This is a genomic window from Chondrinema litorale, assembly GCF_026250525.1.
Classification (GTDB): domain Bacteria; phylum Bacteroidota; class Bacteroidia; order Cytophagales; family Flammeovirgaceae; genus Chondrinema; species Chondrinema litorale.
Genome location: NZ_CP111043.1, coordinates 2,447,635 through 2,462,460 on the forward strand (window position 1 = coordinate 2,447,635; position 14,826 = coordinate 2,462,460).

Annotated in this window: 22 protein-coding genes and 1 tRNA gene; 17 read left to right on the forward strand and 6 right to left on the reverse strand. The window is 35.1% G+C overall.

What is annotated here, in order from left to right; genetic code table 11:
• Positions 1 to 99 precede the first annotated feature (99 nt).
• The gene (locus tag OQ292_RS10140) at positions 100 to 663 is read left to right on the forward strand and encodes an ankyrin repeat domain-containing protein (RefSeq protein WP_284685946.1); all 564 of its coding nucleotides are present in this window, start codon (positions 100 to 102) and stop codon (positions 661 to 663) included.
• 138 nt (positions 664 to 801) lie between these two features.
• Here OQ292_RS10140 and OQ292_RS10145 read toward each other — a convergent pair whose 3' ends face one another.
• Positions 802 to 2,172, reverse strand: coding sequence for an RtcB family protein (locus OQ292_RS10145; protein ID WP_284685947.1), 1,371 nt, complete (start codon positions 2,170 to 2,172; stop codon positions 802 to 804).
• A gap of 171 nt (positions 2,173 to 2,343) precedes the next feature.
• Between OQ292_RS10145 and OQ292_RS10150 the strand changes: the two genes are divergently transcribed.
• The 3 genes from OQ292_RS10150 to OQ292_RS10160 are packed head-to-tail and all read left to right on the forward strand — an operon-like array spanning position 2,344 to position 3,614.
• Positions 2,344 to 2,766, forward strand: coding sequence for a DUF6326 family protein (locus OQ292_RS10150; RefSeq protein WP_284685948.1), 423 nt, complete (start codon positions 2,344 to 2,346; stop codon positions 2,764 to 2,766).
• Positions 2,763 to 3,179, forward strand: a complete 417-nt coding sequence (locus tag OQ292_RS10155; RefSeq protein WP_284685949.1) for a helix-turn-helix transcriptional regulator — start codon at positions 2,763 to 2,765, stop codon at positions 3,177 to 3,179. Before OQ292_RS10150 ends, OQ292_RS10155 begins: the two co-directional genes overlap by 4 nt.
• A 48-nt stretch (positions 3,180 to 3,227) precedes the next feature.
• Complete coding sequence (locus OQ292_RS10160; RefSeq protein WP_284685950.1) at positions 3,228 to 3,614, forward strand: VOC family protein; 387 nt, start codon at positions 3,228 to 3,230, stop codon at positions 3,612 to 3,614.
• A 154-nt stretch (positions 3,615 to 3,768) separates the two neighbouring features.
• On the opposite strand, the gene OQ292_RS10165 is transcribed toward OQ292_RS10160, so the two are convergent.
• The 3 genes from OQ292_RS10165 to OQ292_RS10175 are packed head-to-tail and all read right to left on the reverse strand — an operon-like array spanning position 3,769 to position 4,980.
• Entirely contained in the window at positions 3,769 to 4,026 is a 258-nt protein-coding gene (locus tag OQ292_RS10165; RefSeq protein ID WP_284685951.1) for a DUF6952 family protein, read from the reverse strand.
• Positions 4,007 to 4,321, reverse strand: coding sequence for a thioredoxin family protein (locus OQ292_RS10170; protein WP_284685952.1), 315 nt, complete (start codon positions 4,319 to 4,321; stop codon positions 4,007 to 4,009). Before OQ292_RS10170 ends, OQ292_RS10165 begins: the two co-directional genes overlap by 20 nt.
• Before the next feature lie 20 nt (positions 4,322 to 4,341).
• Complete coding sequence (locus OQ292_RS10175) at positions 4,342 to 4,980, reverse strand: peroxiredoxin (RefSeq protein WP_284685953.1); 639 nt, start codon at positions 4,978 to 4,980, stop codon at positions 4,342 to 4,344.
• A gap of 110 nt (positions 4,981 to 5,090) precedes the next feature.
• Here OQ292_RS10175 and OQ292_RS10180 point away from each other — a divergent pair, with 110 nt between their 5' ends.
• The 13 genes from OQ292_RS10180 (at position 5,091) to OQ292_RS10240 (ending at position 13,247) form a co-directional block, all read left to right on the forward strand.
• Positions 5,091 to 6,032, forward strand: a complete 942-nt coding sequence (locus OQ292_RS10180) for a LysR substrate-binding domain-containing protein (protein ID WP_284685954.1) — start codon at positions 5,091 to 5,093, stop codon at positions 6,030 to 6,032.
• A gap of 34 nt (positions 6,033 to 6,066) precedes the next feature.
• Entirely contained in the window at positions 6,067 to 6,303 is a 237-nt protein-coding gene (locus tag OQ292_RS10185; protein ID WP_284685955.1) for a hypothetical protein, read from the forward strand.
• 29 nt (positions 6,304 to 6,332) lie between these two features.
• The gene (locus tag OQ292_RS10190) at positions 6,333 to 6,800 is read left to right on the forward strand and encodes a hypothetical protein (protein WP_284685956.1); all 468 of its coding nucleotides are present in this window, start codon (positions 6,333 to 6,335) and stop codon (positions 6,798 to 6,800) included.
• A gap of 158 nt (positions 6,801 to 6,958) precedes the next feature.
• Positions 6,959 to 7,693 carry a hypothetical protein gene (locus tag OQ292_RS10195; RefSeq protein ID WP_284685957.1) on the forward strand — a complete coding sequence of 245 codons (735 nt, stop codon included), beginning with the start codon at positions 6,959 to 6,961 and terminating at the stop codon, positions 7,691 to 7,693.
• A gap of 49 nt (positions 7,694 to 7,742) precedes the next feature.
• Positions 7,743 to 8,366, forward strand: coding sequence for a metallophosphatase domain-containing protein (locus tag OQ292_RS10200; protein ID WP_284685958.1), 624 nt, complete (start codon positions 7,743 to 7,745; stop codon positions 8,364 to 8,366).
• 30 nt (positions 8,367 to 8,396) lie between these two features.
• Entirely contained in the window at positions 8,397 to 8,975 is a 579-nt protein-coding gene (locus tag OQ292_RS10205) for a DUF6940 family protein (protein WP_284685959.1), read from the forward strand.
• 92 nt (positions 8,976 to 9,067) lie between these two features.
• Positions 9,068 to 9,808, forward strand: a complete 741-nt coding sequence (locus OQ292_RS10210) for a DUF6882 domain-containing protein (RefSeq protein ID WP_284685960.1) — start codon at positions 9,068 to 9,070, stop codon at positions 9,806 to 9,808.
• 15 nt (positions 9,809 to 9,823) lie between these two features.
• Positions 9,824 to 10,411: a hypothetical protein gene (locus tag OQ292_RS10215; RefSeq protein WP_284685961.1), complete on the forward strand. Its 588-nt coding sequence runs from the start codon at positions 9,824 to 9,826 to the stop codon at positions 10,409 to 10,411.
• Entirely contained in the window at positions 10,408 to 10,812 is a 405-nt protein-coding gene (locus OQ292_RS10220; protein ID WP_284685962.1) for an ester cyclase, read from the forward strand. The genes OQ292_RS10215 and OQ292_RS10220 overlap by 4 nt, the downstream gene beginning before the upstream one ends.
• A gap of 12 nt (positions 10,813 to 10,824) precedes the next feature.
• Positions 10,825 to 11,430, forward strand: coding sequence for a hypothetical protein (locus tag OQ292_RS10225; protein ID WP_284685963.1), 606 nt, complete (start codon positions 10,825 to 10,827; stop codon positions 11,428 to 11,430).
• A gap of 100 nt (positions 11,431 to 11,530) precedes the next feature.
• Positions 11,531 to 11,923, forward strand: a complete 393-nt coding sequence (locus OQ292_RS10230; RefSeq protein WP_284685964.1) for a hypothetical protein — start codon at positions 11,531 to 11,533, stop codon at positions 11,921 to 11,923.
• A gap of 80 nt (positions 11,924 to 12,003) precedes the next feature.
• Entirely contained in the window at positions 12,004 to 12,756 is a 753-nt protein-coding gene (locus tag OQ292_RS10235) for a C1 family peptidase (RefSeq protein WP_284685965.1), read from the forward strand.
• A gap of 71 nt (positions 12,757 to 12,827) precedes the next feature.
• Positions 12,828 to 13,247: a hypothetical protein gene (locus OQ292_RS10240; protein WP_284685966.1), complete on the forward strand. Its 420-nt coding sequence runs from the start codon at positions 12,828 to 12,830 to the stop codon at positions 13,245 to 13,247.
• Between the two features lie 14 nt (positions 13,248 to 13,261).
• On the opposite strand, the gene OQ292_RS10245 is transcribed toward OQ292_RS10240, so the two are convergent.
• Positions 13,262 to 13,335 (reverse strand) — tRNA-Gly (locus tag OQ292_RS10245).
• 50 nt (positions 13,336 to 13,385) lie between these two features.
• On the reverse strand, positions 13,386 to 14,768 hold the full coding sequence (locus OQ292_RS10250) for an SDR family NAD(P)-dependent oxidoreductase (protein WP_284685967.1): 1,383 nt from the start codon (positions 14,766 to 14,768) through the stop codon (positions 13,386 to 13,388).
• Between the last annotated feature and the right edge of the window lie 58 nt (positions 14,769 to 14,826).

The following is a 14,826-nucleotide window of genomic DNA, read 5'->3' on the forward strand; positions in this document are numbered from 1 at the left end:
CCAGTGTAACAAAAGAGGAAACCTATACTGCAATTTCAATCGCAGGCCAATAACAACACATATTATAACACATTGCAACATTTTTTAATCAGACAGACTATGAAACATATTATTCCTTTCGTTCTTCTAATTTTACTTGCCAAAGGTTTAAGTGCACAAAATTCAACTGACATATTTGAAGCTTGTCGTGCAGGCGATTTGGCAACAGTAAAAGCTTTACAAAATATAAATGCAGATACGCTAAACAGTGTAGACTATAAAGGATATACACCACTTATTTTGGCGGTTTATAATGATCAGCCAGAGGTAGTAGCCTATTTACTAACACAAAAAGTAAACACAGATGCCCAAGATCAATCTGGTAATACCGCACTAATGGGAGCAGTATTTAAAGGTTATCAACAGCATGTGAAGATACTCTTAGAAAATGGTACTTCGGTAGACCAGCAAAATTACAATGCAGCTACTGCTTTAACTTTTGCAGCTACATTTGGTGGCCCAGAAATAGTAAAACTGCTTTTGGAGCACAATGCAAATGTGAATATTAAAGATGCTAGAGGATATACAGCCATAGACCATGCGAAAATGCAAGGCAACACCGCAGTGGTAGAAGTATTTGATGCTTATATCGGAAATAAGAATTCCACTGATGGGAAAAAATAAATAGCGTATTAGGAAGTGACGAAAGAAAAAAAGGGGCTACAATACAGAATTGTAGAGAATTGATTGCTAAAATTTAAAAATCACGACGGTTCTGATGTAATGTCAGATTTTGTCGTGATTTTTTTTCTTGCTGATATATTAAGCGGCTTTTTTCTTTTTCAGCCAAGGTGGATCAGTTTTCCAATCGCCAGCCATTATACATCCGTAAGGTAGAATTTCGTCTACCACTTCACCTAAACCGAATTCCTTCATCTGTTGCTGTACATTTTTAGCACTTTTATAAGCAGAAGGCAATTCAGAAATATCGATTTTATTAGAGAAGAAACGCACATCTAACCCAGCAGTTTCTGTTTGGAAAATCTCTTCTACGGTACGAGCCGCATTGTTTCGCTTATGCTGAGAACGAGTAACATTTCGTCCAGCTCCATGAGGTGCAAAACCGAGGTTGCTCTCAGTAGTTTGTCCTTTTACAATTAGTACAGGCTCACTCATATTCAAAGGAATTAATCGCAATCCTTCGTAAGAGTCTGGCACAAATTTATCGTCAAGCGGAGTTGCTCCTTTGGCATGGTAAAACATATCACCCTCTTTAAAAACAAAGTTATGCTCGTTCCAAAAACGCAATTGTGGCTCAACTTTTAGCATTTCACAAGTCGCGTTATGGATGGTTTCGTGATTCAATTTTGTCCAAGCACGAACTAGTTGCAAAGCCTCCCAGTAGTTTTTACCAATTTGTTCGGAGTACGGAATCCACGCATTGCCTTTTAAAGTTTTAGGCGAAAGTTCTTTTCTGAAAGCTTCAGCGATTTTCATCCCTTTTTTAAAAAGGTTAGCACCAAAACCACGGCTTCCATGATGTGTTACCATCATCGTTTCACCTGTTTTTTTCGATTTCCCTACAAAAAGAAAATGGTTTCCATCACCTTGAGTTCCCAAATGAGTTTTTGCTAGTATCATGCTTCCAGTATCCTGAAAGAAATAGTTTGCAGCAATCTGCTCTTCTAATTCTTTTGGAAAAGGAAATAAATCTGTTCGACCACCACCACCAAAGTGAGTTACCTGCTGTGCGGCATTCAATACTTTTTTAGGATCGATAAAACCCAAAGAAGTCACCATTACCGAGCAACAAATATCTGCACTATGCATATTTGGGTGAATAGCATCTTTTGTCGCTACCACACCACCAACAGGTATTTGTCCTACGGCACCAGTCGGGCAAGCATCTGGCATTACAGCTCCTTTTACCACAGTCGGAGTTTTCATGAGCGCTTTCATGGTTTTAAAAACCGATTGAACATTGTTCTTTTCCTCCTCATGTTCTGCACGAATATTTTTAAAGAAAGGGAGACTTGCCTGATGTGGATCTATTATTACAGGAGCTACTTTATCTAAATAGCCAGTAAGTGCTGTTCGAGATAATTGTTGTGCATTTGCCTGTGCAATAGCCTCTTTAAACCATTTTCCCGGTTTGTAACCTAAGTCGACTAAAGTTTTTCCTGTAATTTTCATAGTTGTATTATTTGTTTTTACAATAATGAAGGGCGACTGCGCAAAGTATTTGCGTAGTGAAGGGATAGTTTGAAAAAAGTTTTGATTTTTTTGTCACCAATACTAAATCACAACTCATATCCATAAGCAACCATTTTTCTTTTCAAGTCATCTTGCCATAAAACCTAGGCAATGGAAAGACAAATTCTTGAAGATTATAAGATTAATGTGAAACTCAAATTATCTGCTTTATGGGTTTCTTTAATCTTTTGCTATATCTATGGAGATTATTTTGAATTGTATGTTCCCCAAAAAGTAAGTGGATTGCTGAGTGGTGAAAATATGCTAGATACACCCAGCAAATTATTTATAGCCACACTAGTTCTCGTAATTCCATCATTAATGATTTGCCTTTCTATACTTTTAAAGTCAGCAATATCGAGGTGGTTAAATATTATTTTTGGTTTAGTATTCACTTTAATGATGTTGTTCATTGCTATAAATTCCATATCCTCTTGGTATAGTTTCTATGTATTTCTGGCTTTTACAGAAAGTATCATTACCGCTTACATAGTTTGGCTCGCTTGGAACTGGCCACTTAGTAAAACATCTTGAAATACTATAAATTTATAGAAAAATTTAGCCAGATGACTTTCTATGCAAACACGGTAAAAAAGCTTAGTGAGCAATTATATGCAAAAGAATATCTCACTACATACATCATTAGAGCAAAACATTTAATGGATAATCATTTTGGGCAAGAGCTTAACTTAGATGCCATTGCTGAAGAAGCTTGTTTGTCTAAGTTTCATTTCATCAGGATGTTTAAAAAGTATTATGGCAAAACGCCTAATCAGTATTTGCGAGAAATAAGAATTAGGCAAGCTAAGAGCATGTTGAGTGAGGGCATTCCTGTTACCGCAGTTTGTTTTACGGTGGGATTCAATAGTCTTTCTACTTTTTCTGCTTTCTATAAAAGTTATACAGGTAAAACACCTTCGATTCAGCAAAAAAGCAATTTTAAATAAATCCATCTGCTAAAAAGCCCAGATATTTATCATTAAAAAAAGGAAATTATGAAAATTACGCTAACAAGTTTAATGGTAGATAATCAGCAAAAAGCGATTAAGTTTTATACTGAAACGCTGGGTTTTATTAAGAAAACAGACATTCCAATGGGAGAGCATAGCTGGATTACTGTGGTTTCGCCCGAAGCACAAGATGGTGTAGAACTAGTATTAGAACCACTGGGTTTTGAGCCTGCTAAAGTTTTCCAGAAAGCTTTGTACGAAGCGGGTATACCTGCAACAGCCTTTTCTGTTGATAATGTAGATGAAGAATTTGAGCGATTAAGTGAAGCAGGTGTAAAATTTAGCATGCAACCTACAGTGATGGGCCCAACTAAATTGGCTGTGTTAGACGATACTTGTGGTAACAACATCCAGATTTTTCAAATCATATAGTTTCTATCAATCAGTAATAAGTGGAAGTTATCAACATACTTATCAACACTGTTGAAAGGTACAATTTTCGGATGTATTTTAGAGAAATTTGGAATAAAAAAAGGATGTATACTACTCGTATACATCCTGGAATCTATCTATCAAAAAGAAAAAGTTACCTGTCTATTGAGCCTGTGACTCTTTTCATAAAGATATTTAAGGCTTCTTTTTCAGATTTCCCTTGCTTCATTAATTCACGAACTTCCAAAGCTCCCTGCATATTCGAAAGCATTTCTCCTAACACGTCCAATTCTTCGTCTTTAATTGCTTCACTTTCAGTAATATGCTCAAGCACTTCTACTGCTTCTAATATATAATCCTGATCGTGATCTTTAATAAATTCGTGGATATGTTTAATTACTGGTAACCTCATCTACTAATTCTTTTAAAGATTCTACTTTATTAGTTTGTACCTGCTTAACAAATTCACCATTCTTGAATGCAGCAAACGTTGGTAAGTTATCTACCGAAGCAAGTTTTCTAGAGTTAGGAAACTTTTCAGCATCAACGATAACAAAAGTAGCGGCTTCGTTTTCTCTAGCCATTTTTTTGAATTTTGGCTTCATAATACGGCAGTTGCCACACCATCCTGCTGAAAACTGTACAAGAACAGTTTCATTGCTTTTTACCACTTCATTAAGGGTATCATCTGTTAATTCTTGGAACATAGCTGATAAAATTTTAATTTTTAGTGAGTACTTAAATAACTTGCAACACCGTCTCTGTTAGCGTTCATAGCTTGTTTTCCTTCTTCCCAGTTTGCAGGGCAAACTTCACCATGTTGCTGTACGTGAGCGTAAGCGTCGATAAGTCTAATAAATTCTTTTACATTTCTTCCTAAAGGCATGTGGTTGATACCTTCGTGGAATACTGTACCTTCCTCGTCGATTAAGTAAGTAGCGCGGTAAGATACGTTGTCACCAACTTTGATTTCAGCATCTAACTCTTCGTCATAAATTACTTCGCTAACATCTAAGATGTCTAATATAGAAGAAAGGTTACGGTTGCTATCTGCAAGAAGGTTGTAAGTTACACCTTCGATTCCACCATTGTCTTTTGCAGTGTTTAACCATGCAAAGTGAACCTCAGCAGTATCGCAAGAAGCTCCAACTACAATAGTGTTTCTTTTTTCAAATTCTGGTAAAGCCTCCTGGAAAGCGTGTAACTCAGTAGGGCAAACAAAAGTGAAATCTTTTGGGTACCAGAAAAGTAAAACTTTCTTTTTGTTTTCTACTGCTTCTTTAAAAATATTTACTGAAATGGTATCACCCATTTCGTTCATAGCTGCAACATCAATATTTGGGAATTTTTTTCCAGTGAATGCCATGTCTTTAGTTTTAAAAATTTTGTTATTTGTAATTTATCTATGCAAATGTATATACTTTGTTGATTAGATTTGATTAAATATTTCTATAAACAAAATAGACAGCATCTATCATGAATTTCCAGCAACTCGAATATGTATTGGCGGTAGATCAGCACAAGCATTTTGCGCAAGCTGCTGAAAGTTGTTGTGTAACACAGGCAACTTTAAGTGCTATGATTAAGAAACTGGAAGCTGAATTAAACATGGTTTTGTTCGACAGGTCGCGTCAACCAGTTAAAACTACTGAGGAAGGAGAGCAGATAATTCAACTGGCAAAAAAGATTCTTACCAACCGCAACGAGATGCTTACTTTAAATAACCAAGAGTCTCAAGGGTTGAGTGGAGTAATCCGTTTGGGGATAATCCCGACGATAGCCAATTCTTTGCTACCTATTATATTACCTACTCTATTAAAGGAGTATCCGGGTTTACACTTTAATATTACAGAGATTACTACAGAAGAACTAAAGCACCAGATAATCTCGCAAAAGATAGATATTGGTATATTGGCTTCGCCACTGGGAGACGATGTGCTCGAAGAAAATATTCTGTATTACGAAGCTATGATGGTATACGGCATACAAGAGAGTAATAAGAAATACATCTCACCTACAGATATACAGAACAAAAAGATATGGTTGTTAGAAGAAGGTAATTGTTTTAGAAACCAAAGCTCAACTATTTGCGATATTAGAGAGAAGTCTATTGGGCCAGAAAACCTCACTTTCGATGCTAGCTCATTCGATACATTATTAAATCTTACCGATCAGTTTGGTGGTTGTACATTGGTGCCAGAGCTATACTATAATTTAATGCCCGAAGAAAAGAAGCAGAAAACCAGACATTTTGAATTTCCGCTACCAGTAAGAGAAATTAGTCTTGTATACCAAAGGCCTTATGCTAAAAAGAGAAGTATAGATATTCTTACAGAAAAAATAAAAGAGCTCGTAAAAGACAGACTTATAACCAGCGAACTCAAACCCAAAGACCTTTCTATTATAGGGATTGATTGAGTATTTAATCAAACTAAATTTAAGTCAAATTAAAATGAATATATATTTTTCAAAAGAGATTTCAGAAGAAGAGAGCATTGCTATAGAAGCAAAAACAGGAATGATTTACGCTTCGAAAGATGAATTACTGAAAATTTGCCATTTCTTTGATAGAGTGAAAAGTCATCTAGAGAATTATGATAATTGCCATATGCACCTACAAGACAATTTCGAAGGATGGGAAGAAAATAAAAACTTCGATTTAGAAGTAAACTTGATCGAAAGCGAGTAAAGAGTTTTTTTATTTAAATTATTCCCTCTATGAAACTAAAACTCATTATCACTTCAATACTCTTTTTTGCCTCTATAGATTTGTTTGCTTGTTCTTGTGGTGGAGGTGAGTCAATGGAAGAGGAAATCAATAGGTCAGATATCATTTTTGTTGGTAGGGTAATTAGTAGAAAGGTGAAAACCTACACAACTGATGAAAAGTTAGAATCAGGTGAGTATTTTAAATATAAATATTTCGAGTTCACGATTTTAGTTTCTGAACAATTTAAAGGAGAGCAGCGAAAAGTTATAAAAATAGCAACAGCAAAAGAAGGAGCTACTTGTGGTATGCGATTCAAACTATTTAAAAAATATGTAGTCTATGGTTTTGCTCACGAAAGGTATGGTTATTTTACAGATAGATGCACTCGAAATTTAAAAAAATCTAATAGAAAATATGAGAAGCACTATTTTACTGATGAGCTTAAAGACTTAAGAAAACTAACAGCTAAAACCTGATATTCACTATACTTCTTTTAAATACACTATCCCTTTCCCAGCGAACAATAAACAATTTCCCAGCAAGAAGCTTTCTTTAATGTATATTTAAGATTAATCTTTGAGTAAAGGCATGTAGAATAGAGGGGAGATGCACTTCAATAAAACAGAAATAATATTTGACTGAACTTGTACAAACAATGGAGTTAACCTGCCCCAAATGTGATCATACAATTGATCCTATTGATATCAATATAGCGACAGATCTTGCCAAGTGTAGCAACTGTAATTCTTTATACAAAGCCAGTGAGTTGGCTAGCTCTATTGACGAAAACTCACTCATTATTCCGCCAACAGGCTCCAAGGTCGAATTAAAAAGAGGTTTGGGAGAAGGTTTCGAAATTTTTTTACCTGCCAAAGGCTTTACTGTCTCAGATATACCTTATTTAATCTTTACTATTTTACCGCTTGGCATATTAACTTCAATACCAATTATGGTAATGCAAGGCAATGCTATTTTTATCATCTTCACCATTCCATTTTTGTTAATATCTGCTTTTATGGGTTATCAACTTTATAATTCAATTAAAGAAACCCAAACACTCATACTTACAAAAGACAAGTTTACCATTATAAAGCAAAAGCCTTTTAAAGAGAAAAAGTCAGTGTTTCATTTAGACGATATACAAGTGGTAAAAATGAAGCATTTAAAGGCCAATATTTTTTCCATTTTTGAAAATTTCAGATATGTTTGGAAACTACAATGGACTTTTGGCGCAGGCATAGAAATGCCCGCATTAATTAGCAAATCCAAAACAACTTACTTTTTAGAAGAAGCCAGCGATGCTGAGCAAGAATGGATAACAACTCTACTGGGCGCATTGATTAAAAAGAGGAAAATCCAAAATAGTTAGTTTCTGAGATTTCCGGATTTATTAATCATTCTCAATTTTAATTTCTATTATGAAATTTGTCGTAATATCCGACACACACGGGTATCATAGAGAACTTGCTTTACCCAAAGGAGATGTGCTCATACATGGTGGAGATTTTTGCCATCTAGGAGATACTGCGCAAATGCACGATTTTCTAAACTGGTTTGAGGCACTTAATTACCACACAAAAATATTTATAGGTGGTAATCACGATTTTTTTGCTGCTGATAAACCAAAAGATTTTAAATCGCTTATTCCTACAGGTATTACCTATTTAAATGATAGTGGATTTAAGTTAAATGGCTTAAACATTTGGGGTTCTCCGGTGCAGCCAGATTTAATTGGTTGGGCATTTGGAGTACAAAGAGGCAATGCCATGAACAAACACTGGCGCTTAATTCCTAAAAACACAGATATATTAATTACGCATACACCTCCCAAAGGCATACTAGATAAATCTGCTTCGGGCATGGTACTGGGTTGCGAAGAATTAAAAAAGAAGCTAACTTATGTGAAACCAAAAATTCATATTTTCGGGCATGTGCATGCAAGTTATGGAGTCTTAGAAAATGCAACTACAAAATATATAAATGCCTCAAATATGGATTCGGACAAAGGTTTGGTGAATCCACCAGTAGTTTTTGAAATTTAAATCTATCACCTACTTTCTCTAAATTTATTTATGGAAGTTGTAAAAGAGTTTTTGGAGCCCGGCAGGGTAAAAAAATATAAGTTTACTCACGAAGGAAAAATTCTTTCTTTTAAAGAAGTAATTAATTTGATGGCTACATCTGTAGATTTTCGTAACTTATTAACAGATGTGCTGGTCAAGTGTCCGTTTAAGGGTTATTACTGGGAAGTAAAGCCGATTACCGCCCAATTGTTAAATACCGAATTTGAATTTGTAGCAGTAAATAGCAATACGCTACCAAACATTATAGCCGATAAATCTCCTTTTTTAAAGTATTTTGCTACAGATAAGCAGGTGGTAACCTTTCCTAATTTACGTGGCGATGCGCAATTGGTAGTGCCTATAGATATTAGCGATGATTTTCATTATGCGCATATGGCAGATTTTGTGAGAAATGCTCCGCCCGAACAAGTAGATGAAATGTGGCAGTTAGTAACAAAAGAATATAGCAAGTTAATTGGCGAATCGCCACGATGGTTGAGTACAGCAGGTTTGGGTGTAAGTTGGCTTCATGTACGTATAGATTCCACTCCGAAGTATTATAGATTTCAACCTTATAAAAGTTTATAAAGAATTAATAAACGAAATCACAAAAAATTGGCTTAAATAAGTATAAAAGAGCAGTTTTTGTTCATTTTATCTAAAATAATAAAATACACCAGATGAGTCTATTCGATAAACTTTTTAAGTCTGATAAAGAAAACAAAACCAAAGAGCAGGGTTTTGATAAACTTTCCAAAAAAGATTGGACTTCTTTTAATGAGCTTTTTGAACACCACGCCGCACTTTCTTTCGAAAAACAATTGTTATTTGGCGAGGTAATCGGAGATAATTCTTGGCAATTCGACATGAATACCGGCACCATTTCTTTTGGTTCTGAGCTTTCATTTCCTGTGCAAGTAATAGGTTCTCTTTCCTTTAACGACAGCTCGTGGATGTGGGGCTGGGCAAATGCGCAAAGCGGTATCCCAAACGATTTGCTTTTGCAGTCTCATCAGCTAAAAACTTTAGGCGAGGATAAACAGGTAGAAGAGTTGATAGATCCACATTTTACTGTAGATCAAAACTTTGAGCATAAAGTAGGTATGATCGCCTGCGGCCTGTTTAATGCGAAAAGTTATTATTGCGCCAATTATGGTCAAGGTACTTTGGTGGTAACAATCGAAAGCGACGATATTGCTCCAATAGATAGAGACAGGGTAGAACCGATTATGACGAAGTTCCCGCAATTAATCAGTAGTATGGAGCTAAACCATAAAAATGCTTTTATTAATTATTTAATAGACAGAAGCTTTAAAATAAAACTTACTGAAAATAAAGTAGAAGGCTTGCGACTTGGGAAGTTAATAGAAGCTGATTTTGATACACAAGATAGACTTACTAACTTAAATGGTAATTTATAGCGGTCTAAAATTGTAATGGGAGTAAATTATCAGAACTTAAATACTTACCTAAAAGATAATGTTAGCAGCAATGCTTGTGGACATGTAATCAATAAAATTGATCATAAGCTTTTTGAGAAAATTGGTGGTTTGTATGATGATACTTATGGTTATCTCAGTTATTTAAGCATCAAATCTTCAGATGCTACAAAAGAGTTTATAGGTGCTTATCCATTACACAATTGTGATGTGTTAAAATGTAAAACCTGCGGGCAAGTTGTATTTTTTTATTTTAATGATGGTGGTGTAGCACCTCGACCAGCTTATGTTTTGGCAGACTACACCAAAGAATATGTTACTGATCCTACAGTAAAATATGTAAGTATAAATAAAGAGAAGCTTTCTGCATTTATTGAAGCTTTTAACTTAAAAGCATTAAAGAATCCAGACAAAATTCCAGATGGTTATCATGCTAATGTTAAAGATTATAATGGTAGATACATCTTTAATTATAGAGAGTTTAAGAGTACAAATAGCGAAAAAGTAAGCTTCGATCTGGTAGCTCCCAGAGATTTTTTAAGGTCTGTTCATCAATGGAGAAAAGCATACGATAAAGACAAATGAATACTTTAGAATTAAACAAACATGTTGTAAACCGCTTTAACAAAGAGTTTTTACAAGACGGAGATACTAGTATTTTACAAGACATTGTTTCAGAAGAGTTTGTAAACCATACTATTCCAGCGGGCTTTCCCAGTGATGTTACTGGTTTAATAAAGTTTGCAGAGATTTTACATCAAGGCTTTCCAGATTTGAGCATCACCATTCACGAACAAACTGCCGAAAACGATTTGGTGTCTTCACTAAAAACAATTGAAGGTACACACTCGGGTGAGCTTATGGGAAAACCAGCCACTGGCAAAAAAGTAAAAATTACTGTGATTGACATGGTAAGGTTAAAAGATGGGAAATATGTAGATCACTGGGGACAAAACAATTTTATGCAAGCGATGCAGCAGTTGTAGAAATTTAAATTTATGAGGCTTTTTATTCTAGTGATATTCTACCTGTTGCCTATTAATTCGACTCATGCACAATCTTCAAGTTACAAAGGTTTAAGTGTTTTACATTTTGATGATGGGGCTGGAAAAAAGCAACTTCTTGATTCAATTGATACTTACTTGTTACTAAAAGAAACTACATTTCTCACGAGCTATAAACGGTTTATTTTTATTATAAAAACTGAAGAAGGAAATTGGCAATTTGGCAGAGGTTTAAATTTTAAAAGTAAAAGACATCACTTTGTTAGCGAAACATATATTGATTGGCCAGTTTTTGAAGATTTTTTGAATGCATTTGTAAGCGATAACATCAAAAATCAAAGTGAAATCGCACTCAGTTTAAATTACAATGGAGATAGTTTAAGATTGAAAAATGATAGTTTTTTTTCTATGGTGATGGATGGAGTAATGTATGAACTGGAAATTTCTATTGATGGGAAAGTTAGTGAGTTGATATATAATAACCCTCATGCATATTTAGCCCTGCTAGAAAGGAATGGTTTACCGACTGTTGAACATAAATTGTTCACAACTTTTGTTGATTACTTGTTTGAAGAGTTTTATAATGGAAAAGGTAATTAGCATTAGATTTTTCATGCCTCAAAAAATTTAACATCCATTTTTGTAATAATCTCCCAAGCTTGCTACTAATGAGATAGTTCTTTTATCAATAAAATTAATAATGAATACAAAGCTATTAATGGGAGTAAGTGCAGGCTTTTTGGGCTTGTTAGGCATTGCATTATCATTTATACCACAAGAAATACTCACTTTTTTCAACTTACAAGTTACTCAACTAAGTACACTTTTTTTACAGATAATTGGCGCTTTGTATATGGGTTTTGCCATGTTAAACTGGATGAGCAAAGCTTCTCTTATTGGCGGTATATATAACCGACCTGTCGCCATTGCCAATGTAATGCATTTTACAGTAGTTGCGTTGGCTTTGGTTAAAATTGTGTTCAACATCCAACAGTTTGAAACTACTATCATCAGCTTTACAGCAATTTATATAGTGCTCGCTGCGGCTTTCGGCTATGTTTTTATGACTAGCCCCGTGAAAGAATCTGAATAAAATTAGCAATAGCTTTTTAAATTATAATCTAACAAAATGTAGTGAGAGTTGGTTTTCGCAGGGAAACTATAATAATTCTTATGACAAAAACTAGAAACAACTTATCAAGCTATTGCCCTACTTACAAATATCAATATGCAGGCACATGTTATGCTTATGCTGCGGCCTATTCGGGATTGAGTACTGAGTTTAACATTAAACATAATATCACCGACAGAAACGAAGTAGAGAATACAACATATTCAGCCGGAGTGGTTGCAAGCTACCACAATTCGTCTCTTTGGTTTTATAAAAGAAGTAAAACATGCGACCAGTTAGGCACTGCACAAAAGGCTTTAAAAATTCTAAAAAAAGTCGGAACAGTTTTTAGCAGCGATTTCGATTGCGGTTGTCTCCGCTTCTCTGATATTAAAAAGCAGGTATCACCAAAAATTCATTGGCAAAGAATAACCGATTACAGCAGGCTTAAAGTGCATAATAAATATTCAGACAGTAATGTAGAATGGATAAAGTCTGCTTTGAGTAAAAACCATCCGGTTATTATCGGAATGTGGCAAAACGACTTTGTGCGAAACTTGCTTGTCGGTTCCATCGATTATGAGTTGCCAGACCAACAAACATTAGATTTTGTAGCCCAATATCGCAAAGGTATCTCTAACCATGCAGCTTGTATAGTTGGTTACGACGATGCATACAATGGGGGAGAAAAGGGCTATTTTCTTTTGAAAAACAATTTCGCAAATTGGGGTGATGGAGCAGGTTTTTGCTGGATGCCATATTCTTACCTCACTCCAATGATTTATGAAGCTTACTATATCAAAGGTTTCAGGTAATTAAGATTTTGCTGAGAAACTCTCCTGCTAATAACTAGCGTAGAACAGGAATCATAAAACCTAATAATATTATGTTTCTAGAGTCAAATGATAAAATGGAAATGCATCCGGATTTTCCTAGTGGAGATTGGGAGGGTTTCTATATTCAGTTTAATGTAAAGTATAAGATGGAATGCAATCTGGAATTTAAAAATGGCCAGATTAAAGGTGGCGGTTCTGATGGCATTGGCAGTTTCTGTTGGAGCGGTAGTTACGACAAAGAAACAGGCACCGTAACTATGACAAAAACATATAGTGGTGCGCATAGTGTCTATTACAAAGGCCACGCAGATGAAAATGGCATTTGGGGAACATGGAGGATAGAATCATATTTTACTGGTGGTTTTCATATTTGGCCCAAAAAGCAGGGAAACGAAAATGCAAAAGAAGAAGTAAATGCAGTTGAAGAACCTATAGAGCCTGAAAAAGAGCTGGTGATTATTAAAAAGTGAAGAAAATAAGGACACAGGTTGTACAGGGCTCGAACCTGTAACCTCCTGCTTGGCGGGCAGGCGTACTTCCAAATTGTACCAACAACCTGTGCGTATTTTTGTAATATTTAATAAACTGAATTTTCCACTATTTAGTGGTTACCAATCGATAATTTGGTAATTTTTCAACAATTCGCCTGCAATATAAACTTTATTTTCCAAACCCTCATAAACAGGATGGAGTATACGAGCAGCTCCATCTACAGGGTCGAGTGGTGGTATATATCCAGCTTCAAATTGTTTTTCTCTTAGTATTTCATGTGCCCCTGTAGAAACCCAACCTACATCTACACTATTCATAAAGATTTTATCTTTTGCATAAGCGGCCGCAGATGTTTTGGTCATCATATTTAAAGCAGCTTTTGTCATGTTTGTGTGTGGATGAAAAATGGTTTTGTTGTGATAGCTAAACTGCCCTTCAGAAGAGGTAACATTAATAATAAACTTCTCTGCGAAAGTAGATGCTTTTAACAGTGGGGTAAATTCTCTAATGAGTAAAAAAGGAGATATCTGATTGATCAGGTTTACTTCTAGTAACTCATAGGTAGAAACTTCTTCTAAAGTGCTGTTCCAACTGTTTTTTGTACGCAAGTCTACAGGCTGCCCAAATCTGTTTAAGGTTAAATCGGAAACTGATTGTTTTATCGATTCTAAAGCTTTTGTATCGCTTATAACCGGAGTCTGGTTTTGAGTAAAACTTTTTTGATACCTAAAGGCAGGCAGTAACTGGTTTTCTTTTGCAATTAATGGTTGATAATAATCTTTTTCATATTTAATGGTTTGAGCAGCATTGTTTATCAACACATCTAGGCTTTTATGTTGTGATTTATAATAACTGATAAATTCTTCTACCGCACTTAGGTTTCGTAAATCCAGACCATACACAGTGAGTTTATCTTTCCATGTTTCGTAGTCTATTTCTTTAGAGAATTGTGTTAAAGCCAGAGCCGGAAAACGGGTAGTAACGGTTAGGTTTGCTTTGCTTCTCAATAGCATTAAGCTGGTTGCATAACCTATTTTAACTCTGCCACCAGTGAGAATTATATTTCTGCCATTAAGATCAACTTTAAGATTTCGGTGCTTGTAGTTTAACTCGGCACAAGTAGGGCATAAGCGATGGTAGAAAAAATGCACTTTTTGATAGGCTTGGTTGCAACTATAGCAGTTTTTCGGAAAGTTTAAATCGGTATAAGTGTCTTTCTGATCGGATGTATTATGATCAAAAAGTGTATTGCCGTTTAAAGCATTCTTGGCAATTGTTGCTTGTTTGAGTACAGCCAAGTCAGCACTTTTATCTTGTTGATAGGCACTTTTTCTGAGTTGTTTTTTTGCTGTTTTATGGATTTTAGTAACAAGTGCCCCAAACCGATCATTATCCGGATTTTCGAAAGGATTGTCTTTTAATTGGCTAAGTACCTTTAAGCAACTAGTCCATTCTTCTTCAGTAAAACCATATTTTGCCAAAAACTCAGATGTATACATTTTTAACTTATCTATTATGCGATTTAATTAATGGGGTAAAGATAAGGGGAAGAAAATA

Excerpts from the sequence above, each read along its gene's own strand:
- OQ292_RS10240 (WP_284685966.1), top strand. The coding sequence starts at position 12,828 with ATGTTTCTAGAGTCAAATGATAAAATGGAAATGCATCCGGATTTTCCT.
- OQ292_RS10185 (WP_284685955.1), top strand. The coding sequence starts at position 6,067 with ATGAATATATATTTTTCAAAAGAGATTTCAGAAGAAGAGAGCATTGCT.
- OQ292_RS10230 (WP_284685964.1), top strand. The coding sequence starts at position 11,531 with ATGAATACAAAGCTATTAATGGGAGTAAGTGCAGGCTTTTTGGGCTTG.
- OQ292_RS10140 (WP_284685946.1), top strand. The coding sequence starts at position 100 with ATGAAACATATTATTCCTTTCGTTCTTCTAATTTTACTTGCCAAAGGT.
- OQ292_RS10175 (WP_284685953.1), bottom strand. The coding sequence starts at position 4,980 with ATGGCATTCACTGGAAAAAAATTCCCAAATATTGATGTTGCAGCTATG.
- OQ292_RS10205 (WP_284685959.1), top strand. The coding sequence starts at position 8,397 with ATGGAAGTTGTAAAAGAGTTTTTGGAGCCCGGCAGGGTAAAAAAATAT.
- OQ292_RS10210 (WP_284685960.1), top strand. The coding sequence starts at position 9,068 with ATGAGTCTATTCGATAAACTTTTTAAGTCTGATAAAGAAAACAAAACC.
- OQ292_RS10150 (WP_284685948.1), top strand. The coding sequence starts at position 2,344 with ATGGAAAGACAAATTCTTGAAGATTATAAGATTAATGTGAAACTCAAA.
- OQ292_RS10235 (WP_284685965.1), top strand. The coding sequence starts at position 12,004 with ATGACAAAAACTAGAAACAACTTATCAAGCTATTGCCCTACTTACAAA.
- OQ292_RS10215 (WP_284685961.1), top strand. The coding sequence starts at position 9,824 with ATGGGAGTAAATTATCAGAACTTAAATACTTACCTAAAAGATAATGTT.
- OQ292_RS10160 (WP_284685950.1), top strand. The coding sequence starts at position 3,228 with ATGAAAATTACGCTAACAAGTTTAATGGTAGATAATCAGCAAAAAGCG.
- OQ292_RS10225 (WP_284685963.1), top strand. The coding sequence starts at position 10,825 with ATGAGGCTTTTTATTCTAGTGATATTCTACCTGTTGCCTATTAATTCG.
- OQ292_RS10200 (WP_284685958.1), top strand. The coding sequence starts at position 7,743 with ATGAAATTTGTCGTAATATCCGACACACACGGGTATCATAGAGAACTT.
- OQ292_RS10180 (WP_284685954.1), top strand. The coding sequence starts at position 5,091 with ATGAATTTCCAGCAACTCGAATATGTATTGGCGGTAGATCAGCACAAG.
- OQ292_RS10145 (WP_284685947.1), bottom strand. The coding sequence starts at position 2,172 with ATGAAAATTACAGGAAAAACTTTAGTCGACTTAGGTTACAAACCGGGA.
- OQ292_RS10170 (WP_284685952.1), bottom strand. The coding sequence starts at position 4,321 with ATGTTCCAAGAATTAACAGATGATACCCTTAATGAAGTGGTAAAAAGC.
- OQ292_RS10165 (WP_284685951.1), bottom strand. The coding sequence starts at position 4,026 with ATGAGGTTACCAGTAATTAAACATATCCACGAATTTATTAAAGATCAC.
- OQ292_RS10250 (WP_284685967.1), bottom strand. The coding sequence starts at position 14,768 with ATGTATACATCTGAGTTTTTGGCAAAATATGGTTTTACTGAAGAAGAA.
- OQ292_RS10220 (WP_284685962.1), top strand. The coding sequence starts at position 10,408 with ATGAATACTTTAGAATTAAACAAACATGTTGTAAACCGCTTTAACAAA.
- OQ292_RS10190 (WP_284685956.1), top strand. The coding sequence starts at position 6,333 with ATGAAACTAAAACTCATTATCACTTCAATACTCTTTTTTGCCTCTATA.